We start from the raw sequence: 20,040 nt of genomic DNA, 5'->3' as shown, positions 1-20,040 counted from the left end.
GTGATGTCCTTCCCTGACGCCCTCTCGCGAGGGCGCGCGTCGATTTGCGGCGCTCGCGCGCCGCGGCGGTGTCGCGTCAGGAGAAGGAAGGGGGCGCGCGGGTCGGCGCATTGTCGTCGTCGCGCGAGAAGGGCGCGCCGGAGAAGGCGACGAAGGCGCCGGCCGCATGCGCGCGCGGGGGCTGCGCCGCGACCCACGCCATGGTCGCCAGAAGCGGGGGGCCGCCGGCGCCGAGCTCGCAGAAGGCGCAGGCGCCATGGCGATGGGATTGGTCGCTCTTTGGAGCCTGCTTGCCGGGCTCCGCGGCGAATGCGTCGCCCGCCTCGGCATGCGCGGCGAGGCAGAGCCGCGCCGCCGTCTCGCCATGCGCGCGCATTCCGCCGAGCGGCGCGGTCAGCGCCTGGCCCAGCAGGGCGAGAAGGAAGAGGAACTTGGCGATCGCCGCCATCGCGCGCATTAACTCTATCGATAAACCAGCTGCGAATTAGCGCGTTTCGCCAAATAAATCCAAGACCCCGCAGATTGTCAGAAGTTAAAAAATCCGTTAAGAGACATTTATGTCACACACGGGGGGACAGCGCAGAGAAATGCGCGCGATCTGCGCGATCGCCGCCGTTTGCGCGCTCGTTTTCGCCCTCCTCGTTTCTGGCGCGCCGCATCGCGTTGCGAGTGCGAGCGCCGCCGCCCGCGCGGGCGATCAGACAGCCCGCGCCGTGTGTCATGACGCGCTCACCGACGCGAACGCCGGAACGCCCGACAGGCCGATGAAGAAAGGGGCGAGCTGCCCCTGCTGCCTCGCCGCGCATTCCGGTCCCGCGGTGTTGCCCGATCGCGTTTTTGTCGCCCTGCGCCGCCAGACCGCCGCGCAGCCCGCCGTCTATCGAGCCTATGCCGCTGTGCGGCCGTCTTTCGCGCTATCGCAGGCGGTCAATGGCGCCCGTGCGCCGCCTTCCGGTCTCCTCGCTCTCATCTGACGACAGGCCGATTCCACGCCGAGCGACGCGCGGGAACGGCAAAGCAGGGCTTCGACGGCGCCTCCCCTCCCTCGAGAGAGCGGGATATCGCCGTTGGACGAACAAAATCATAAGCAACAACAATCTGCTGATCCGCGGCGGCGTCGCGAGATCGGGGAACCCCAAGCGCGAGTGCGTCCTATGGATTACGGCTCAATTTCTCCTGTCACCATGTTCCTGAACGCCGGCCCTGTGGGCAAGGTGGTCATGGCCGCCCTGCTGCTGGCGTCGGTCTGGACCTGGGTGCTGATCGTCGAGGGCGTCGTCGCCGTCGTGCGTATCGGCAAATCGGCGCGCGCCGCGCGCTCGGGCGGTCCGGCCGGATTGCTCGCGCCGATCGAGGCCGCCGGCGAGCACGCCGCCTCCTTCGATCTCCCCGGCGAATCCATCGGCGAGAAGCGCGAGCGCGTCGCCGAGATCATGAGCCGCGTCGGCCGCGAGCTGATGACCAAGGCGGAGGGCGGCCTGCCCAATCTCGCCGTCATCTCCTCCGTCGCGCCCTTCGTCGGCCTGTTCGGCACGGTCTGGGGCATCATGACCAGCTTCGCCGGCATCGCCCAATCGCAGGACACCAGCCTCGCGGTGGTCGCGCCGGGCATCGCCGAGGCGCTCGCCGCCACCGCCTATGGCCTCGCGGCCGCCATTCCCGCCTCGGTCGGCTACAACCGCATCGGCGCGGCCTTCTCGCGCGCCGGCCAGCAGGTCGCCCATTATGTCGAGGACAAGGCGCTCGCCGTCACCAGCGGCCACATCGTCGCCTCGAGAAAGCGGGAGGCCGCCTGATGGCCGGACTTCCCACGCGCTTCAAGAATGGCGACAGCCTCTATCAGCCGCTCGCCGACATAAATGTGACGCCGCTCGTCGACGTCATGCTGGTGCTGCTCATCATCTTCATGGTGACGGCGCCTCTGCTCGCCAAGGGCATGAAGGTCAATCTCCCGCAGTCCAAGGCGGCGCAGCCGCTCAATCCCAAGGAGCCGATCGTCGTCGCCGTCTCCAAGGACGGCAAGGTGGCGCTCGGCGCCGATGAAGTGTCGCCCGAGGCGCTCGTCGACGGCATCAAGGCGATGATGGGCTCCGACACGAGCCGCATCGTTCATGTTCGCGGCGACAAGGAGGCCAATTACGGCGAGGTGATCGCCGTGATGGACAAATTGGCGACCAATGGCATCACCCATATCGCCATACTCACCGACTCGCGGCCCAAGGGCGCGGCGACCCCGGCGGCGGCCGTCGGCGCGAAGCCGGCCGCGGCGAGCCCGGCGCCTGCGACGGCCGTTCCTGCGGCGGCGATTCCCGCGGGAGGGGCGGCGAAATGACGGATGCGATCCTCTCTTCCTTCGAGCATGAGGGGACGCCCATCGGCGCCCCGCCGCCCGTCAGACCCGGCTGGCTGCGGCCGGCGAGCTTCGCCGGCGTCGTCGTCGCTCATGCGGCGGTCGGCTGGCTGCTGCTGAAGCTGGCCGTGCCGAGCATCGCCAGCCTCGACTCGATCAGCATGGAGCTCGTCCCGCAGGGCGATTTCTTCGAAGCGCAAGAAGTGAGCGCCGCGGAGGAAGAGCCGCCGCCGCCCGAGGAGATCGAGCAGCCCGATCTCGCCATTCCGCCGCCGCAAGTGATGGCGCCCGATGCGCCGACGCTGCCGCAGCAGAAAGAGATCGTCGAGAAAAAGAAGAAGGTCGTCGAGAAAAAGAAAGACGTCGAGCGCGACAAGAAGCGCGAGGCCGTCACCCAGCGCCGGTTGGGCGCGCCGGAAGGGCAGTCGCAGAGCAATGGCATGTCGCAGAGCGCCTATAAGGCGCTGCTCGCGGCGGCGATCCGCAGCCACACGCCGGGAAGCTCCGCGCTGGGCGAGGGCACGGCGCATTGCACCTTCAATGTGACCGCCGGCGGCGGCATCGCCAGCATTTCCGCTTCCGGCTCCTCGCCGGCTCATGCTGCGCTGGCGAGGCGTATTTTGGCCTCGGTCCATGCGCCGCCGCCGCCGGGCGGATCGTTCATCGCAACTCAGAGCTTCCACTTCCACTGATGCGACGAAAAGATCGAGAGACGCGAAATGAGATTGTCGTCATCGACGATCGCCGGTCTGATTTCCGTCTTTGCTCTCGCAGCCGCGGACGCCGCGACTGCGAAGGATATCGCCCCGGCGTCGTCGGTCTTCGCCGATCCGGCGGCCATTCACCGATATAAGACAATCATGGCGGAAGTAATCCGCCGCCACACGCCGAACCGCGCAACGATCGGCCAGGGGCGGGCGACCTGCTTTTTCCATGTCGGGAAGGACGGCGCCATCAGCGTCGTCGAGGCGACGGGCTCGTCTCCGGCTCATGCGGCGTTGGCGCGGCGGATCATCGAATCGCTGCGGGCTCCGCCGCCGCCGGGCGGCCCGTTCGACGCCGAACAGAGTTTTCACTTCAACTGAGCGCAAAAAAAGATCGAGGAACGTCCCAATGAAAAGAATCGCGATATTGATGATCGCCGGGCTCGTCTCCGGCTCCGCCCTCGCGGTCGAGGGCGAAACGGCGGCCCCTGCCGCAGCCGAATCCGCCGCCGCGCCCGCTCCCGCCGCGACCGAGCACAAGGCCACGGAAGCCAAGCCCAAGGCCAAGCCTGAAAAGGCCGCCGATAAGGAAAAGAGCAAGGACGCGGACAAGAGCAAGGACAAGAAGCAGGCCGAGAAGGCGAAGCCCGCTCTCTCCAAGCAGGCCTATGTCAAGCTGCTCGCCGCCGAGATCAAGCGCCACACGCCCAAGGCCTCTGACGCGCAGACCGGCTCCATCCATGTCGCCTTCACGATCGGCGCCGGCGGCCGCGTCGTGTCGCACAAGGTTCAGAGCGCCTCCAATCCGGCGCTCGAACCCGTCGTCAATCAAATCCTCGCCGCGGTTCACACCGTGTCGCCGCCCGGCGGCTCCTTCTCCGCGGTGCAGGAATTCAACTTCCACTGATCGGCGGGAAGCTCATGAAATCCTCGGCCCTCGCGATAGCGCTCTTCCTCTGCGCGGGGGCCGCCCTCGGCGGCGAGTCGAGGCATCCGAATGTCTATGTCGCGCTCGTGAATGCGACTTTGGCGAGACAGAGCTTTCCGGCGCCGCATCCCGCAGGACGGGTCGACGCGGAGATCGAGATAGGCGCGGACGGATATGTCGTCTCCTCCCGCCTGCGGGGTTCCGATGCGCGCCTCGTGGCGTTGACGCGCGACAGGCTGGCGCGGGTCAGCCTGCCGCCGCCGCCCCGAGGACAATACCACCTGCGCTATCGTTTCGTTTTCGTGCGTGAAGGACAGGCCAGATGAGACGCTCGATCTTAATTCTCGCTTTCACCATGCTCGCCGGCGCGGCCCAGGCCGCGGGCGACGCCAATGGCGCGACGACGGCCCCCTCCGGCCTCTCGCAGAGCAAGTTCCTCGGCCTGCTCTATAGCGAGATCGCCAAGCGCACGCCGACGACGAGCCCCGCCGGTCCCGGCTCGGCGACGGCCAGCTTCCACATCGACGCCGCCGGCAAGGTGGATCAGGTGACGATCGCCCAGTCGAGCAGCCCGAAACATGCGGAGATCGTCCGCAAGATTCTCTCCGGCCTGATCGCCCCGCCGCCGCCCGGCGGCTCCTTCGAGGGCTCGCAGAGATTCAACTTCCACTGACGCGGGGTCGGCGGGCTTTTCGTCCCTTCGAGCCGACATCTTCAGCCGCTGAGAAAGGCACCGCCATGAAACGCGCCGCGCTCGCTCTGCTGTCCCTTCTCGTCGCTTCCGGCGCGCTCGCGCAAGAGAAAGCGCGAGAGGAAAAAATGGGCCAGATGGCCCATGCCGCGCCGCCCGCCTGCGCCGATCCGCTGCCCAAATGCGCCGTCAGCGCGACGCCCTCCTTCGGCGCCGATGGGCGGCTGTGGCTGACCTATTCGGTCGCCGGCAAGGTCTATGGCGCGGTTTCCAGCGACAATGGCAAGAGCTTCGCGCCGCCCTTCGTCATCGCCGCGCCGGCGGGAACGCTGGACGACAATGGCGAGGCGCGGCCCAAGATCGTCGCGCTCGCGGACGGGACTCTGGTGGCGAGCTTCACCACGCGGCCCGAGAAGAGCTATGAGGGCACGGTCTTCGTCACGCGCTCGACCGACGAGGGCAAGAGCTTCGCGCCGCCGCAGCCGCTCGTCGACGACAAGGGCCAGCGCTTCGAGACCTTCATCGTCGACCCCAAAGGGCGACTCTACGCCGCTTGGCTCGACAAGCGCGACGCCGCCAAAGCGAAGGCCGCCGGCGAGAGCTTCGAGGGCAGCGGCATAGCGGTCGCCTGGTCCGACGACGCCGGCAAGAGCTTTTCCGGCAAGAGCATTCTGCTCGATCACAGCTGCGAATGCTGCCGCATCGGCGCGGCGCTGGATCGCGACGGCCAGCCCGTCTTCATGTGGCGCCATGTGTTCGAGAATAATCGCCGCGACCATATGGCCGCCAAGCTCTCCGCCGACGGCAAGACGCTCATCGGCTCGCGCGTCAGCCTCGACGATTGGGCGACCGCCTGCCCGCATCAGGGACCGGCCATGGCGATCGACGCCGCCGGACGCTGGCACATCGCATGGTTCACGCGCGGCAAGACGCGCCAGGGCCTGTTCTATGCGCGCAGCGAGGATGGTGGAAAGAGCTTCTCCGAGCCCCAGCGCATCGGCGACGCCGAGCGCGCGCCGCAGCGTCCGCAGCTGCTCGTCAGCGGCGGCAAGCTGTACCGCGCCTGGAAGGAGTTCGACGGAACGCTGACCACCGTCCTCGCGCAGAGCTCGCGCGACGGCGGCAAGAGCTTCGACGCGCCGCGCGCGCTGGCGCAAACGGCGGAAGCCTCCGACCATCCGCTGCTCGTCGAGAGCAAGGGCGTCGCCTATCTCTCCTGGCTGACGCAGCAGGAGGGCTACCGGCTCATTCCGCTGGAACGCGGCCATGCGGAGACGCAGACGCGCAAGACCACAGCCGGACTCGCGACGAAGCGCTGAAGCGACGCTCTCAGGGCGCCTCTGAGGACGGGCGGGTGAAGCGCCTCACCCGCCGATCTCCTCCCGCTTGATCTCCAATTCCAGCCAGCTCTCCTCGGCGGCGGCGAGCTCTTCCTCCACTTTCGCGAGGAGCTTGCCGGCTTCGGCGAATTTCGCCGGATCGCGCGCATAGAGGCCGGGATCGTCGAGAAATTTCTGCAGCTTCTCCCTCTTGCCGCGCAACTCCTCCATTTTCGCCGGCAGCGTCGTCAGCGCATGCTGCTCGGCGAAGGAGAGGCGCGGCTTGGCCGCGGATTTCGGCCGCGGCGCGCTCGCCGCTTTCGCCTTCTCCTCACGCGGGGCGGCGGCGGCGCTTCGCGCCTGCACGCCTTCGCCGCGCTGCGCCACCATGTCGGAATAACCGCCGGCATATTCGAGCCAGCGGCCATTGCCTTCCGACATCAGCACGGAAGTGGCGACGCGATCGAGAAAATCGCGATCATGGCTGACGACGATCAGCGTGCCGGGATAATCGGCGAGCATCTCCTCCAAGAGATCCAGCGTCTCGAGATCGAGATCATTGGTCGGCTCGTCCAGCACCAGAAGATTGGACGGCAGCGCCAGCGCGCGGGCCAGCAGCAGGCGCCCGCGCTCGCCGCCGGAGAGCCGGCCGATGGGCGTGCGCGCCTGCTCGGTCCCGAACAGGAAGTCCTTCATATAGCCGATGACATGCTTGCGCTGGCCGTTGATCTCGACGAAATCCGAGCCGCCGCCGGTCAGCGCGTCCTTCAATGTCGTCTGCGGATCGAGGCTGGCGCGGCTCTGATCCAGCGTCGCCATCTCGACCGAAGCGCCGAGCCGCACATGGCCGCCGTCCGGCGCCAGCGTCCCCGTCAGCATTTTGATGAGCGTCGTCTTGCCCGCGCCATTGGCGCCGACAATGCCCAGCCGATCGCCGCGCATCACCCGCGTCGAGAAAGTATCGACGATGGTCCGATCGCCGAAAGCCTTGGAAATTCCCCGCGCCTCGACCACCAGCGCGCCGGAGGTCTGCGCCTCGGCGACCTCGAGCTTTATGTCGCCCGTCGGCCCGACATGCCGGCGCCGACGCGCGCGCATCTCGTGAAGATCGGAGAGGCGCTTCTGATTGCGCTTGCGGCGGCCGGTGACGCCATGCTGCAGCCAATGCTCTTCCGCGACGATCTTGCGGTCGATCTTGTGCTGCTGCTTTTCCTCTTCCTCGAACTCGCGGTCGCGCCAGGCCTCGAAATCCTTGAAGCCGCGTGACAAATAGCGCGTCCGCCCGCGATCGAGCCAGACCGTCGAGCGCGTCAAATCCTGCAGGAAGCGGCGATCATGGCTGATGATCACCATCGCCGAGCGCAGGCCGGCGAGCCGCTCCTCGAGCCAGAGAATCGCCGGCAGATCGAGATGGTTTGTCGGCTCGTCCAGCAGCAGCACGTCCGGCTCCGGCGCGAGGATGCGCGCGAGCGCGGCGCGGCGGCCCTCGCCGCCGGAGAGGCTGCGCGTATTTTCCTCGCCCGTGAGGCCGAGCTCGAGCAGCAGCGCCTTGGCGATATAGGGATCGTCGGTCGGGCCGAGGCCGTCGACCACATAATCCAGCGTGGTCGCGAATTTGGAGAGATCCGGCTCCTGCGGCAGATAGCGCAGGCTCGCGCCCGGCTGCAGGAAGCGCATCCCCGAATCGGCCTCCACCTCGCCGGCGGCGATTCGCAGCAGGGTCGATTTGCCCGAGCCGTTGCGGCCGACGAGGCACAGCCGCTCGCCGGGCGAGACGGAGAGGTCCGCCGATTCGAAAAGCGGCTTGCCGCCGAGCGTCAGCCCGACATTCTGGAGCGTCAAAAGGGGTGGCGGGGCCATGGGGTCCGATATGTCCGCGCCGGCGGGACGAGGCCGGCCCCGCGTCTTTTATCGCACTCGCCCCATAACGCCAGCCCGGCTCAACGACTCTCGGCCAGCGTCGAGGCCGCGCGCAGGAAGCGCGAGGGGTCGACCGGCTCGCCATCCACCCGCACCTCATAGTGCAGATGCGGCCCGGTGGAGCGGCCCGTGGAGCCGAGCCGCCCGACCGTCTCGCCCGGCGCCACCTCCTGGCCGACGGAAACGGCAATCGCCGAGAGATGCGCATAGCGCGTGGCGAGGCCGGAGCCATGGTCGATCTCGACCATCTGCCCATAGCCGCCGCTCGGCCCGGCGTTGACGACCACGCCGCCCGCCGTCGCGCGCACGGGCGAGCCGTAATCGTCGCGCAGATCGACGCCCGTATGCAGCGCGGCGCGTCCGAAGAAGGGATCGGTGCGATAGCCGAAGCCGGAGGTGGTCTCCGGCGCGCCGGCGAGCGGCTTGCGCAGCGGCACGCTGGGCAGCGCGCTGCGCAGGCCCTCGAGCGTGGTGGCGGCGGTCTCGGCGGCGCTGAGCTCGCGCTCGAAAAGATCATTGCGCTCGGCCGGCACGAAAGGCCCGCCGGCGAAGCTCTCGGGAGCAGCGCCGGCCTTGGCGCGGCCCTTGGGAAGAAAGCGCTCGACCGGCAGGCCGGCGACATCGAAAGCGCGCCGCAGCTTGGCGGTCGCCGCCCGAATCGGCTCGACCAGCCGGCCGAGCCGCTGGGTCTGCTCGCGCTCGGCGTGATCGAGCGAGGCCTCCAAATGCTCGAGGCGCGACTGCATCGGCAGGCCGGCCTCGGCCGCGAGGCGGGGCGATTCGGTCTGCGGCGCGAGCTCCGCCGAGGCGCCGCGGCGTTCGGCCGCCGGCTTGCCCGAAGAGTTGGCGGGCGCATCGTCCTCGCGTCGCAGCCGTAGCTCGAGGCCCTCCGGCTGCGGCTTGTCGAAGCCGGCGAAAGGCTCCGGCCGCTCCTCTTGCGCCGGCGCATAGGCGCTGACGCCGGAAGGCAACCCCACAGCCGGCCCGCCGACAGCCGCCGCGCCCACAGCCGGCGCGCGCCTCTGCGCGGTCACGCCGGCGGGAGCGGCATCCTTGGAGGCGACGCCTTCGACGAGCCGCGCCACCAGCGCCGCCCGCGTCTCCAGCTTGGCCTGACGGGCGACCAAGGTCTGCACCTTGCTCTCGACGTCGCCCTGGGCGAGAAACTGCCGGCTCGTCGCCTGATCGAGCCGCAGCCGCATGGCGGCCAGCCGATCCTCATAGGCGTAGCGCATCTGCGTCTGGCGATCGACCAGCTCGGCGAGCATGTCGTCGCGAAACGCGAGATAGGCGGCCGCGCAAGGCGCGAGCAGCCCCGCCCCGAGCAGAACGAGACCCGCCACGGCGAGCGTCGGGGGCGACAGCTCCAGCCGCCGACGGCGCGAGGCGAGCGTGAATTCGACGACGAAAGGAAGCCGCTTTTGTCGCGGTCTGAGATCGTTGGCTTTCGGCATGCGCATGTTCCAGAGGACCGCCCGTCGCGCGAGCCGCGAGCGCGCGAGGGGAGGTCGGCGGCCTGTTACACCTCATTAAGGTTAACGATCGGCAAATCTGCCGCGGGAGCCTCGAGCGAGGCTGGGCGAAAGGATCGCGTTTCGAGCCTTGATCGCCGAGGCGAACGCGTGCTATTGGGCGCTTCGCCGCGAGCGGGGCAAGTCCTCGCTTTCGCCCCTGGAGAGGTGGCTGAGTGGTTGAAAGCACCGCACTCGAAATGCGGCATACGGGCAACCGTATCGGGGGTTCAAATCCCTCCCTCTCCGCCATCTGCTCCCAAATCTACTGCTCCACCTCAGCCTAGGCCGTGACCGTCGAGCCGCCTCGCTCGAATTCGGCGCTGTCCGCTTGCCATGCGGCGACCTGCGACTAGCTTGTCTTTCTGTATCCATGTGGATACGGTCGGGCATGTTCACGCTCGTTCGATCTTCGTCGTTCGACGAATGGCTCTCCGGTCTCGTCGATCGAAAGGGCAAGGCCCGCATATTGGCGCGGCTGACGAGCGCCGCGCATGGCAATTTCGGCGATTGCGAGCCTGTCGGGGAAGGCGTGTCGGAGATGCGAATTCACTATGGGCCGGGCTATCGCGTCTATTTCGTCAGGAACGGCGCGACCGTCTATGTGCTGCTCTGCGGCGGCGACAAGGGCTCGCAGCGACGCGACATCGAGCGCGCGAAGGAATTGGCGCGGGAGCTGAAGGAGTGACGCAATGACCAAGAATTTCGCTGCCTTCAACGTGTCCGATTATCTCGATAACGAGGAAACGATCGCCGAATATCTGACGGCCGCGGCAGAGGACGAAAACTCCGACGTTCTGCTCGCCGCGCTTTCGGAAGTGGCGAAGGCGCGCGGCATGGCGCAGGTCGCGGCCGCCGCCGGGCTCGGACGCGAAAGTCTCTATAAAGCCCTCGCCCCCGGCTCCCATCCGCGGTTCGAGACGATCAGCGCGGTCTTGCGCGCGCTGAACGTAAAGATCGCGTTGATTCCGACCTCTTCGACGACGCCGTGACCAGCGCTTTCATTTTTTCATAAGACGCGAGGCCGACGGCCCGGCCTCTGAGATTGGAACGCCCATGCTTCATTCGCCGCTCCGCGCGCTCGTCGCCGCCCTTCTCTTCTGCCTCTCTTGCGGCGTCGCCGCGGCGCGCGCGCCGCTGGTGCTGTTCACGGATTTCGGAACGGCGGACGGCGCCGTCGCCGCGATGAAAGGCGTCGCCTATTCCATCTCGCAGGATCTCTTGGTCGCCGATCTCAGCCATGAGGATCCGGGCAGTATTTTCGCCGGCGCCTATCGCCTCTATCAGGCGGAGCCCTATTGGCCGAAAGGCACGGTGTTCGTCGCCGTCGTCGATCCCGGCGTCGGAACGGGGCGGCTGGCCATTGCGCTGGAGACGCTGAGCGGCCGCTTTTTCCTCGCGCCCAACAATGGGCTGCTGACATTGGTCGCCGAGCGCGAGGGCGTGAAGGAAGTGCGCGAGATCGACGAGAGCGTGAACCGAAGGCCCGGCTCCGAGCAATCCCACACATTTCACGGCCGCGATATTTTCGTCTATGCCGGCGCGCGTCTGGCGGCGGGCGCGCAGAGCTTCGAGCAGATCGGCCGCAAGCTGCCGCCGGAAGCGCTGGTCACGATTCCCTATCGCGCGGCGGAGCGCAAAGGCGATGCGGTCAGTGGAATCATTCCCGTGCTCGACGCGCATTTCGGCAATGTGTGGTCGAACATTCCGAAAACCCTGTTCGACGAATTGAAAATCTCGCTGGGCAAGCCGGTGCGTCTGCGCATTCGCCATGGCGATCGGCTCGTCGCCGATCTCGCCGCGCCCTATGAGCGCACATTCGGCGACGTTCCGCAGGGGCGCCCGCTCGTCTACGTCAACAGCCTCTTCGACATGGCCGTCGCGCTCAATCTCGGCGATTTCGCCAAGAGCTATGGCGTCGACTCCGGCCCCGACTGGACGATCGAGCTTTCGCGCGCCGATCTTGCGCACGCGCCTTGAGGTTAATGCATCGACTCTAACATTTGAGGCCCATCTTCAGCCGACGCTTGGTAAGAATGGCGAAGAACCCCTCGCCAGCGTTGAGCCAGGAGGTCAATGTCGATCCGCTGAATTCAAGCTTATAATGATCCCATTACACAATCTCTCAGCCGAGCTGAAAATCGCATGAATTACATTTGCATCCGGTGGATCCACGAAAATTCTAATGACCCGGTGTTGCTCATCAGTGAACTCGATGACCATCGTTGGGAAACCCGCAAGGTAGAAATCTTCGCGGACGGCGCCAAAGGATATGCGACCAAAAACGACGAGACGGGCGGGACGGCCCTCAGTCTGGAGCAAGTCCCATCCATCGACGAAATCGCCGCCGATCCGCAGTTTATCCCGAAGGAGATTACCAAAGAAGAATTCGAGGAGTTTTGGAAAGCACGCCGTTTGCCCAGTGCGCCGGGACTCATGCGTTAGATTTTATCCAATAGATCCTCGTCAGCAGGCGCAGCCCGCATCGCCGCCAGTGCATGATTGCGCGCCTTCGGTGGCGTAGCCGTCGCGCTTCCACCAGTCGAGGCCGCCGATCAGCTCTTTGACGCGAAACCCCAATCGGGCGAGGTTCAAAGCGCCTTTGGTGGAGGCGTTGCAGCCGACGCCGTCGCAATAGGTCACATAGAGCGCATCGCGACGAAGATGCGTCGTCGTCTCCGCGGTCATCGTCCGATGCGGAAAGCCGATGGCGCCGGGAATATGCTCTTTTTCATAGGCCTCGGGCGAACGCGCGTCGATGATGACGACCTCCTCCTCGCACGCGCGAAGGTCCCAGGAGTCGATCTCATATTCGAGCTTCGACGAATAATGCGCGATGCGCGCCGCGTCGATTTTCGGTTCCTCGCCCATTCGTCTCGCCTCGCTGCTTTGGTGACGGCAATTCATTTTCGATAACGAGAATTTCATATCCCCGAAGGGGCGGGGCTCTCACCCCGCCCGCTCGATCGCCTCCTCCAGCGAGTCGCCGGCGCCGACCTGCGTGTCGAACAGGCGTCGATAGACGCCGCCCGAAAGGCGCAGCAGCTCCTCATGCGAGCCGTCCTCGACGATGCGGCCATGGTCGAACACCAATATGCGGTCGAGCCGCTGCACCGTCGATAGGCGATGCGCGACGACGATCGTCGTGCGTCCCGCCGACAATTGCTCGATCGCCGCGCGAATATGGAATTCGGACACGGAATCGAGCGAGGAGGTCGCCTCGTCCAGCACCAATATCGGCGTCGCCGCGAGAATGGCGCGCGCGATCGCCACGCGCTGGCGCTCGCCGCCCGAGAGCTTCACGCCGCGCTCGCCCACCAGAGTCTCATAAGCGTCGGGCAGACGCTCGATGAACATATTCGCATGGGCGAGACGCGCCGCTTCCGCGACCTCATATTGCGCGGCGTCCGGCCGGCCATAGGCGATATTCTCGCCGAGCGGCCGGTGGAACAAGATCGGCTCCTGCGCGACGATGCCGATCGCCTCTCGCAGCGAGGCCTGAGTCGCGAAGGCGATGTCCTGGCCGTCGATGAGAATGCGTCCGGCGTCGAGATCGAACTGGCGCTGCAGCAGCTTGACGAAGGTCGTCTTGCCGGCGCCAGAGGCGCCGACGAGGCCGACCCGCTGGCCCGGACGGATCGTCAGCGAGAAATTCTCATAGAGCTTCCTGCGCGCATTCGGATAGCCGAAGGTCACATTGTCGAAGACGATCTCGCCGCGCGTCACCACGAGCGGCGTCGCGCCCGGCGCATCGACCACATCGGGCTCCTGCGCGTCGAACTCGACGACATCCTCCATCTCGTTGACGGCGCGCTGCAGATTGCGCACATGCTCGCCAATGTCGCGCAAATAGCCGTTGATGAGCCCCTGTATGCCGATGAGGCTCACCACATCGCCCGTCGACATGCCGCCCTGCGACCACAGCATCAGCCCGCAGCCGAGCAGAGTCGCCTGCATGGCGATCATTACCACGGCCTGCAGCAGGCCGACCGTCGTGCCGCGATACCAGGAGATCAGCGTGCGCTTGCGCCATTCGGTCACGAGCGCGGTGAAGCTCGCATCCTCGCGCTTCTCGGCGGCGAAGCCTTTGACGATCTGATTGCCGGTGATCGAATCGGCGAGCCGCGCGCTCACGGCGGAATCGAGCGCCTGCGACACTTGCGCCGCAGGGCTGATCCAGCCGAGCGAGAGGCCGATTCCCATCGCCAGAAACAGCGAAATGCCGATCGCCACGACGAGGCCGAGCAGCGGCCAGCGCCAGGACAGGAGGCAGGTGATCGCCACGATCACCGTCGCCGCCGGCAACATGCCGAAGATCAGCGTGTCGCTGAGCGAATCGAAGGCCCAGACGCCGCGCGTGATCTTGCGCACCGTCGCGCCGGCGAAGGCGTTGGCGTGCCAATCGGCCGAGAAGCGCTGCACGCGCGCAAAGGCGTCGCGCACCAACGCCGCCATGGCGTGAGCGGCGACATGGCAGACGGAGAAGGCGACGAAATTGCGCAGGCAATGAAACAGCAGCACCGTGCCGAGAAACACGGCGAGCGCCGAAAGCGCCGGCGCGAGCTCGCGGCTCTCGCCGGCGACGACATCGGCGAGATGGCCGGAGGCCACTGGAACGAAGACGTCGACGACATTGGAGACGAGACGAGCGACGAGCATCGCCGCGAGCAGACGCGGCGAGAGAAGCCAATAGCGGAGCGCGAAGCGCAGCGTGGTCAAATAGGCGGACATGAATCCTGCGGGACGCGAGACGTCCCGATCCCTTTTTTCGTGAATGGGCGCGAGGCGACGCGAGACGAAGCTGCGTCGCGGCTGTTTCCGGGAATGTCTTTCGTGAGAAGATCGTCAGAGCCGACAGGATCGACAGAGCGACATGCGCGAGAGAGCAGCCCGGTATTTTCGAACCGGGCTCACTGCCTGAACTCTCTAGGCGCGGCCCGGGGAACGATGAGACATGACGAATTTCATCATGGCGACTCCCCGATAGAGATGACGAGCGTCGCCGATGCGACGCGCCATATTGCAGTGCAATATGGCGAGATTCATGCGCCCAAAGCGCCGCTCTGTCAACCGCGCCGCCGCCGCTCGGCGCGTCAGAGGGTAGGACGATAATCCTCCGCGCCCCAATGCAGCAAATGGCGCGCGCGCTCCGGCCCCTGCGCCTCGCTGGCCAATCCATAATGCAGGGCGAGCCGCTCGAGCGCGATTTTCAGCACCACTTTGGCGGAGCGCTGCGGCCAGCCGCGCTCGCTCTCGACGAGCTCGAGGCCTTTCAAATAGCCGCAGACATCGGTGAGCAATCCGCCGAGCTCCGGCCCCACCGCATCGAAGGCGAGAGAGAGTCGCCGGCGCGCGTCGATCGCCACATCGGCGATAGCGGCGCCCGCGCCGCCGCCGCGCGCGGAGCCGATCGCCGCCTCCCAATCGGCGGTGACGCGCTGGAGAATGGCGGCCTGCGTCACATCGCGGCGGAAGCGCTCGCCGGCCTCGATCTGCTCCGGCGCGAGAAAGGGGCGGCCGTCGCGATCCTTGCGGCGCGCGAGCCAGGCGAGCGGGCTCTCGCCCTCATTGACCAGCGTCGGGCGCGCGCCCTGCTCCACGACTCGCGGCGCGAGCGCGCTGTGCTGCGCGAAAAAGGGATTGGCCTCGGCCGGCGCCGCGAGCCGCCTCAGATGAGCGCGCCCCTCATCTGTCAGACGCAGACGGCGCGCCTCGCCGGCGCCGTCCCAACGCGCCAAGCCGCGCGCGGCCGCGCTATCGGCGACGCTCGCGGGAAGGCGCGCCCGCGCGACCGTGACGCCCTTGCGCGGCGCTGCGACGATGATCGACCGCACGCCGAGCGGATCGGCCATCGCCTGCGCGCCGGGCTCATTCATCGCCTCCAGCAGACGGCGCAGCGCGCGCGCCTCGGTCTCGTCTCTCTGTCGTTGAACGCCACTCATGAATCGTCTCCGGTTGGATGTGAGCGGAAGGAAAAGGCGATCGTCTCGACGAGCCGCCGCTGCGCGCGCAGCGCCTGTTCCAGCGCGGCCACGGCGCGATCGAAATTCTCTTCGTCGCGGCGGTCCTCCACCCGCGCGCAGGCGTGGCGAATGCTGGCGCGATCCCGCGCGAAAGCGCGCGCGCAGGCCGAAAGGCTCGCGCCGAAAGCGACATGATCGAGATAGACCGCGAGATGACGCGCGTCGGCGACATTGGCGCGCCCGCGGCGCGCGCTGCGCAGAGCGTCGGGCGGGACGCCACAGACGGCCGCGGCGGCGGCGGCGCAGAGCGCCGATGACGGAAAATGATCGCTTCGTCGCGGAGCCATTCGTCTCGCCTGTGCAGACGCCGCGGCCCCTCGGCCGGCGACGTCTTCGACGCTATCATGAATTTAATCCTATACAACGGATAAAAAACTTATCCCCATCCTCCTCTCCTCGCCCATGCTCCGGCGCGGGAGGACTCCTCATGCGCAATCCATCGTCACCCGATCGCCTGCGCGCCGCCGCGCGAAAAAGCCTGCAGAGCGCGCTGCGCGCAAAAGCCGACGCCTATCGCCGGGAAGAATTCCTGCGCTCGTTTCATCGCCTGCCGCGCAGCGTCATCGCCGCCGAGACGCCGCAGGCCGCCGCCGCCGTGCTGAAGGAGCTGGAGCGCGCGCTACGGGCCGAGCGCGCCCGCGCCGGACATTGGACCTATGATCTCTCGCGCCATATCGCGCTTCTCGTGGCGCATCGCGCCGAGCGGGCGCGCGCGCTGCGGCTCGCCCGCGCAGCGCCGGGAGACGCGCGCGCGGTCGTGAAGGCCGGCGCGCCCGGCCCGCTCTTTGTCGGCCGCCGGGATTGAGCTAGAAAGCCTTTCCATTGGTGTTTGCGTTCGAATCTCCATTCCCCGAGCGGGCATATCGAAAGACCGACCATGTTCTTGGAAAGGCTGCTCGCTCTGGCGACGGGCGCGATCGTCGCGCTCTGTCTCGGCCTCGGGCTGGTGATGATGGCGCTCGGCCCCGGCCGCAAGACCGCCGAGCCGGCCCATATCGCCGAGCCGGCGCGTCTCGCCGAGCCCACTCTCGCCGAGGCCGATCCGGCGCCGCTCGCCGAAGCCGCGACGGAGCCCGCGCCCGCGCCGGCGGACCCACGTCCTTCCGCCCGCGCCCGCATAGAGCAGGCGATCGCCGCCACGGAGGAATACCGATCGTTCTTCCAGCGCATGCGCCAGGCTTTTCCGACCGATTACGCCGCCGCCATCGAGACATTCGCGCAGGAGCCCGGCGTCGGCGCCGAGACGGCGAGCGTCGATTTCTATCTCGCCGAATCGGTGCGCCGGCTACGCCAGGCGCGCGGCGTGCTCGCCGCCAAGGCGGAGCCGCTGGTGCTCGCCCGCGTCTTCGATCTTCAGCTCGATGTGCTGCGCGCCATCTCCGCCGAGAACAAGAAGCTCTGCGCGGCCTTTCTCTACGGCGGCGTCGATCAGGATTTCCACAGCTTCGCGGCGCGGCGGCGCGCGCTGGTCGCGGAAATGGCGGTGGTCGGCCTCGAGGCCATCGCCAGCGGCCAGGCCAAGCAGCTGGAGCGCTCGGCGCCGAGCGAGGAGGATTTCCGCGCTCTGGAAAAGGCGCTGGCCGCGCGCGGCCTGCGCAAGCCAGAGATCGACTCGCTGCTGGACGGCAAGACGCCCGATCCGCCCTTCGACGACAAGAAGACCTGCGCCCTCGGCCAGACCTATCTCGAGGCGCTGCGCGCTCTGCCCGAGCCGATCCGTCTACGCATCTACGGCCTCGCCGTGGAGCTGATGGCGCGCTCCTGACCGTCGCCGCTGCGCTCGACGGCCTCGCACACCGCCGGACGCCGCCACGCCCCATAGCGCCAGGGCGCGAGCGAATGCGCCGCCGCCGGCGCCGCCAGCGGAACCGGATCATAGCCATCGCCCCCGCCCGGTCGGCAACGGCACAGACGCGCAAAGCCCATCCAGCCGCCGGCCCACAGGCCATGGCGACGGATCGCCTCATCCGCATATTCCGAACAACTCGGCAAATAGCGGCACTCGCGCCCGATGAAGGCCGAGAGGCTGAGCCGATAGACGAGGATGAGCGCGCGAGCGGCCCGCGCCGGCAGCGATCCGAGCATGGGCCACCCTAGCACGGCATGGGTCGCGGGGCAGAATCGACGCGAGCGACAATTCCCCGGACGACGGCTTGACACTTTTGACGAGCGTCGACTATATCCGCCGACGCTCGTCCGAAAGGACGCGGGGCGGAGTAGCTCAGTCGGCTAGAGCAGAGGAATCATAATCCTTGTGTCGGGGGTTCGAATCCCTCCTCCGCTACCATTTCTCCGCCGAACGGAATTCCTGAGCCGAAATCAATAGCTTGTGTCGGGGTAGCGAGTCTGAGCCTTGACTCGTGACCGGGGCCCGTCTCTCATCGACGGGAGACCGGATTTTGGCGCGAATCAGCTTCCTCCATCGCCGCGACGGGCGCTACTACCTTCAGGTGCGCATGCCCGTCCACGACGGCGAGACCGCGCGCACGCGCGTCTTCCGATCCGCTCTCGGAACTTCGGCCTTCGTCGTCGCTCGTCGGCGGCTGTCTCTATGCATGGCGTGGATCGTGGCTCTCAAGGACAATCCCGAACTCCCCCGCCGCGGCGCGTTACTGCTGGCGCAGATGCGGGGATATCTCGACCGCGGCGCGCCTGTCGACGCCGATGCTCTCGCCGCACGCGGCGCCATGGAGCACTATGTGCAGATATGGCTCACCGAGTGCCGCGTGTTCGATTGCAACCCGGGCGAGATCTGTCCCGGCTTCACTGATACGTGGAAGGAGTTCGTCGCCCAGAATGTCGACGGCGAGACCGGGCATCGCGCCAAGGCCGAGGACGACAGCTTCCGCCGAGGTTTTGCGGTCGGCCGACAGACCGCGCTCGGGGATGTCGAAGCGCGCACGACCGCGGCCGCGGTCGGAGCGGATCACGCCGCCGTCGGCCGCGAGGCACGCGACGATTTCCTGCGCCGCGACGTCAATCTGACGCCAGGCCACGAATTCCCGCTGGGCGCGATCCGGCGGTCCGTTGCGGCCGAGCCGAATGACGCGATATCATCTCCCTTCGGCGTCGAGGAATTCATCGCGCCGGTCGAGCAGAAGGAGGTCGCTGTCCCTCCGAATTGCAGTGGAGCCGGGCTTGCCGCGCACGCAGCGCGGGCGGATAGATTCTCCGAGGCTCCCGGACGGGCCGAAGTCGAGACGACCTCGAATGCGACGATCGACGTCGGCGACCTCGCCGTGCTGGACGAGTTCCTGCCCGAGCCGACCGATCCGCTCTCGGTTGCGCTCGAAAAATTCCTCGGCCGCGAGAAGAAGCGCCATGGCGACGATCGCGCGCGCGAGCGGGTCGGGCTCGTCGTCCCTTTCGTCATCGCCGTCATCGGCGACAAACCCGTTTCCGCCGTCACGAGGCGCGAGCTCGGCAAGGTCGACCTCGCTCTGCCGGATATCCCCACGCGGACGAATATCCCGAAGGAGTACTGCGTCTCCCTGGCCGCTCGTTATCTCTATGCCCAGAAGAACGGGTGGGAAGGGCTCCAGCGCCTCGCGGAAAACACGCTCAGCAACCGTTACCACACGACCCTCAACACTTTTTTCGAGTGGCTTTATCAGAGGGAAGCCCTGCACGAGCAGCCCTATCGGTTCGAATTTGTTCAAAAGGACAATCCCGAGCAAGTCGATCGTGACGTCTTCTCACCGGAGGAGGCGATCAAGCTCGTCAACTTGCCGCTCTTCACCGGATGCGAGTCGTTGTCGCGCGTCTGGAACCCTGGCGAGTTGTTCGTTCAGGACGCCCGCTATTGGGGCTATGTCCTCGCCCTCGTGACCGGCATGCGTCCGGCCGAGATCGCGCAGATCCGCTGCCGAGATCTGATCGCGATCGAGGACGAAGGCGAGCTCGTATGGTTCGTCGATTTCACCGATCGAATGATGAACGTGAAGTCGAAGAGCGCGCGCCGGATGATTCCTCTCGTCCCATTGGTGATCGAGCTCGGCCTCGTGAAACGCCGCGATCTGTTGATGGAAGCCGGTCACGAGCGGTTGTTTCCCGAGTGGCCTTTCATGACGAAAACGACCGGCGAGGTCAAATATGGCCACTATCTTTCCAAGAGCTGGCAGTACATCAAGCGCAAGTTCAAGTTTTCAAGGGACGGCGTCACGCTCTATTCGGCGCGACATACATTCGCGCAACGGTTGGACGAAGTCGGCCAGATTGCCGAACGTTCCCGTCATCTGGTGATGGGCCACTCCACGAGCGGCAGTGCGCGCCTGACCTACGGCGCCAGACATCTCGCGCTCGGCATCGCGAAGCTGATCAACTCCATCAAGGACCCGACCCTCGAGCGCGTCTCGGAAATCCTCTTGGACGCAAAAAGGCGCGCCGACAGCGGGGAATTGAAACGCGTCGACATCATGGAGATCGTGCGCAAGGTGGGCGATGATTGACGACGGGTGGCTGGAGACGATTGGAATTCTGCGTGTCGGACAGGAGCCGCCCCATTCCCATTAGGTCGAACGCTCATCGAACGATATATCGTGGGGCATGCCACCGGAATGCCCCACGCCGACATTGAAAAGGCCGACGTGATCAA

The 20,040-nt window shown here is 66.7% G+C and carries 24 protein-coding genes and 2 tRNA genes; 18 read left to right on the top strand and 8 right to left on the bottom strand.

What is annotated here, in order from left to right; translation table 11 throughout:
- Nucleotides 1-76: 76 nt before the first annotated feature.
- Nucleotides 77-448 carry a DUF2946 family protein gene (locus METLW4_RS0117795; RefSeq protein WP_157235224.1) on the bottom strand — a complete coding sequence of 124 codons (372 nt, stop codon included), beginning with the start codon at nucleotides 446-448 and terminating at the stop codon, nucleotides 77-79.
- A gap of 139 nt (nucleotides 449-587) precedes the next feature.
- On the opposite strand from METLW4_RS0117795, the gene METLW4_RS0117790 reads away from it, so the two are divergent.
- The 9 genes from METLW4_RS0117790 to METLW4_RS0117750 all read left to right on the top strand — a co-directional run bounded on the left by METLW4_RS0117790 (nucleotide 588) and on the right by METLW4_RS0117750 (nucleotide 5,992).
- Nucleotides 588-974, top strand: a complete 387-nt coding sequence (locus tag METLW4_RS0117790) for a DUF2946 family protein (RefSeq protein ID WP_018267588.1) — start codon at nucleotides 588-590, stop codon at nucleotides 972-974.
- A 180-nt stretch (nucleotides 975-1,154) separates the two neighbouring features.
- Nucleotides 1,155-1,796 carry a MotA/TolQ/ExbB proton channel family protein gene (locus METLW4_RS0117785; protein ID WP_018267587.1) on the top strand — a complete coding sequence of 214 codons (642 nt, stop codon included), beginning with the start codon at nucleotides 1,155-1,157 and terminating at the stop codon, nucleotides 1,794-1,796.
- A complete protein-coding gene (locus METLW4_RS0117780; protein WP_018267586.1) occupies nucleotides 1,796-2,332 on the top strand; it encodes an ExbD/TolR family protein in 537 nt (178 codons plus the stop codon). The genes METLW4_RS0117785 and METLW4_RS0117780 overlap by 1 nt, the downstream gene beginning before the upstream one ends.
- Nucleotides 2,329-3,042, top strand: a complete 714-nt coding sequence (locus METLW4_RS0117775; protein WP_018267585.1) for a hypothetical protein — start codon at nucleotides 2,329-2,331, stop codon at nucleotides 3,040-3,042. Before METLW4_RS0117780 ends, METLW4_RS0117775 begins: the two co-directional genes overlap by 4 nt.
- Before the next feature lie 27 nt (nucleotides 3,043-3,069).
- On the top strand, nucleotides 3,070-3,435 hold the full coding sequence (locus tag METLW4_RS26625; protein WP_018267584.1) for a hypothetical protein: 366 nt from the start codon (nucleotides 3,070-3,072) through the stop codon (nucleotides 3,433-3,435).
- 28 nt (nucleotides 3,436-3,463) lie between these two features.
- Nucleotides 3,464-3,961 carry a hypothetical protein gene (locus METLW4_RS26620; RefSeq protein WP_018267583.1) on the top strand — a complete coding sequence of 166 codons (498 nt, stop codon included), beginning with the start codon at nucleotides 3,464-3,466 and terminating at the stop codon, nucleotides 3,959-3,961.
- A gap of 14 nt (nucleotides 3,962-3,975) precedes the next feature.
- Nucleotides 3,976-4,308: a hypothetical protein gene (locus METLW4_RS0117760; RefSeq protein ID WP_018267582.1), complete on the top strand. Its 333-nt coding sequence runs from the start codon at nucleotides 3,976-3,978 to the stop codon at nucleotides 4,306-4,308.
- On the top strand, nucleotides 4,305-4,655 hold the full coding sequence (locus METLW4_RS25250; RefSeq protein WP_018267581.1) for a hypothetical protein: 351 nt from the start codon (nucleotides 4,305-4,307) through the stop codon (nucleotides 4,653-4,655). Before METLW4_RS0117760 ends, METLW4_RS25250 begins: the two co-directional genes overlap by 4 nt.
- Before the next feature lie 65 nt (nucleotides 4,656-4,720).
- Nucleotides 4,721-5,992, top strand: coding sequence for a sialidase family protein (locus METLW4_RS0117750; RefSeq protein WP_018267580.1), 1,272 nt, complete (start codon nucleotides 4,721-4,723; stop codon nucleotides 5,990-5,992).
- A gap of 45 nt (nucleotides 5,993-6,037) precedes the next feature.
- Here the strand turns inward: METLW4_RS0117750 and METLW4_RS0117745 are convergent, their stop codons facing one another.
- On the bottom strand, nucleotides 6,038-7,852 hold the full coding sequence (locus METLW4_RS0117745; RefSeq protein ID WP_026191596.1) for an ABC-F family ATP-binding cassette domain-containing protein: 1,815 nt from the start codon (nucleotides 7,850-7,852) through the stop codon (nucleotides 6,038-6,040).
- 80 nt (nucleotides 7,853-7,932) lie between these two features.
- A complete protein-coding gene (locus tag METLW4_RS28365; RefSeq protein ID WP_245258469.1) occupies nucleotides 7,933-9,366 on the bottom strand; it encodes a M23 family metallopeptidase in 1,434 nt (477 codons plus the stop codon).
- A 219-nt stretch (nucleotides 9,367-9,585) separates the two neighbouring features.
- Between METLW4_RS28365 and METLW4_RS0117735 the strand changes: the two genes are divergently transcribed.
- From METLW4_RS0117735 to METLW4_RS0117715, 5 genes are all read left to right on the top strand, one after another.
- Nucleotides 9,586-9,675: transfer RNA gene (locus METLW4_RS0117735), tRNA-Ser, on the top strand.
- Nucleotides 9,676-9,814: 139 nt separating this feature from the next.
- Nucleotides 9,815-10,111, top strand: a complete 297-nt coding sequence (locus tag METLW4_RS0117730) for a type II toxin-antitoxin system RelE/ParE family toxin (protein ID WP_018267577.1) — start codon at nucleotides 9,815-9,817, stop codon at nucleotides 10,109-10,111.
- A gap of 4 nt (nucleotides 10,112-10,115) precedes the next feature.
- Nucleotides 10,116-10,415, top strand: a complete 300-nt coding sequence (locus tag METLW4_RS0117725; RefSeq protein ID WP_018267576.1) for an addiction module antidote protein — start codon at nucleotides 10,116-10,118, stop codon at nucleotides 10,413-10,415.
- Between the two features lie 64 nt (nucleotides 10,416-10,479).
- Entirely contained in the window at nucleotides 10,480-11,403 is a 924-nt protein-coding gene (locus tag METLW4_RS0117720) for an SAM hydrolase/SAM-dependent halogenase family protein (protein ID WP_018267575.1), read from the top strand.
- 165 nt (nucleotides 11,404-11,568) lie between these two features.
- Nucleotides 11,569-11,868, top strand: coding sequence for a DUF6881 domain-containing protein (locus METLW4_RS0117715; RefSeq protein ID WP_018267574.1), 300 nt, complete (start codon nucleotides 11,569-11,571; stop codon nucleotides 11,866-11,868).
- 21 nt (nucleotides 11,869-11,889) lie between these two features.
- On the opposite strand, the gene METLW4_RS0117710 is transcribed toward METLW4_RS0117715, so the two are convergent.
- From METLW4_RS0117710 to METLW4_RS0117690, 4 genes are all read right to left on the bottom strand, one after another.
- The gene (locus METLW4_RS0117710; RefSeq protein WP_018267573.1) at nucleotides 11,890-12,294 is read right to left on the bottom strand and encodes a rhodanese-like domain-containing protein; all 405 of its coding nucleotides are present in this window, start codon (nucleotides 12,292-12,294) and stop codon (nucleotides 11,890-11,892) included.
- A 78-nt stretch (nucleotides 12,295-12,372) separates the two neighbouring features.
- A complete protein-coding gene (locus METLW4_RS0117705) occupies nucleotides 12,373-14,154 on the bottom strand; it encodes an ABC transporter ATP-binding protein (protein WP_018267572.1) in 1,782 nt (593 codons plus the stop codon).
- Between the two features lie 362 nt (nucleotides 14,155-14,516).
- A complete protein-coding gene (locus METLW4_RS28575) occupies nucleotides 14,517-15,365 on the bottom strand; it encodes a DUF6456 domain-containing protein (protein WP_018267570.1) in 849 nt (282 codons plus the stop codon).
- Entirely contained in the window at nucleotides 15,362-15,733 is a 372-nt protein-coding gene (locus METLW4_RS0117690) for a helix-turn-helix domain-containing protein (protein ID WP_018267569.1), read from the bottom strand. The genes METLW4_RS28575 and METLW4_RS0117690 overlap by 4 nt, the downstream gene beginning before the upstream one ends.
- Nucleotides 15,734-15,873: 140 nt before the next feature.
- Between METLW4_RS0117690 and METLW4_RS25240 the strand changes: the two genes are divergently transcribed.
- Both METLW4_RS25240 and METLW4_RS0117680 read left to right on the top strand, forming a co-directional pair.
- Complete coding sequence (locus tag METLW4_RS25240; RefSeq protein WP_018267568.1) at nucleotides 15,874-16,251, top strand: DUF6477 family protein; 378 nt, start codon at nucleotides 15,874-15,876, stop codon at nucleotides 16,249-16,251.
- A gap of 72 nt (nucleotides 16,252-16,323) precedes the next feature.
- The gene (locus METLW4_RS0117680) at nucleotides 16,324-17,211 is read left to right on the top strand and encodes a hypothetical protein (protein ID WP_018267567.1); all 888 of its coding nucleotides are present in this window, start codon (nucleotides 16,324-16,326) and stop codon (nucleotides 17,209-17,211) included.
- Here METLW4_RS0117680 and yidD read toward each other — a convergent pair.
- Entirely contained in the window at nucleotides 17,175-17,531 is a 357-nt protein-coding gene (gene yidD / locus METLW4_RS25235; RefSeq protein WP_018267566.1) for a membrane protein insertion efficiency factor YidD, read from the bottom strand. The two genes, METLW4_RS0117680 and yidD, sit on opposite strands and share 37 nt — an antisense overlap.
- A 125-nt stretch (nucleotides 17,532-17,656) precedes the next feature.
- On the opposite strand from yidD, the gene METLW4_RS0117670 reads away from it, so the two are divergent.
- A tRNA-Met gene (locus METLW4_RS0117670) sits at nucleotides 17,657-17,733 on the top strand.
- 112 nt (nucleotides 17,734-17,845) lie between these two features.
- On the top strand, nucleotides 17,846-19,894 hold the full coding sequence (locus tag METLW4_RS0117665; protein ID WP_018267565.1) for a hypothetical protein: 2,049 nt from the start codon (nucleotides 17,846-17,848) through the stop codon (nucleotides 19,892-19,894).
- The last annotated feature ends 146 nt before the right edge of the window (nucleotides 19,895-20,040 follow it).

Source organism: Methylosinus sp. LW4 (genome assembly GCF_000379125.1).
Lineage (GTDB): Bacteria > Pseudomonadota > Alphaproteobacteria > Rhizobiales > Beijerinckiaceae > Methylosinus.
This window is presented reverse-complemented; position numbering and strand designations above follow the sequence as displayed.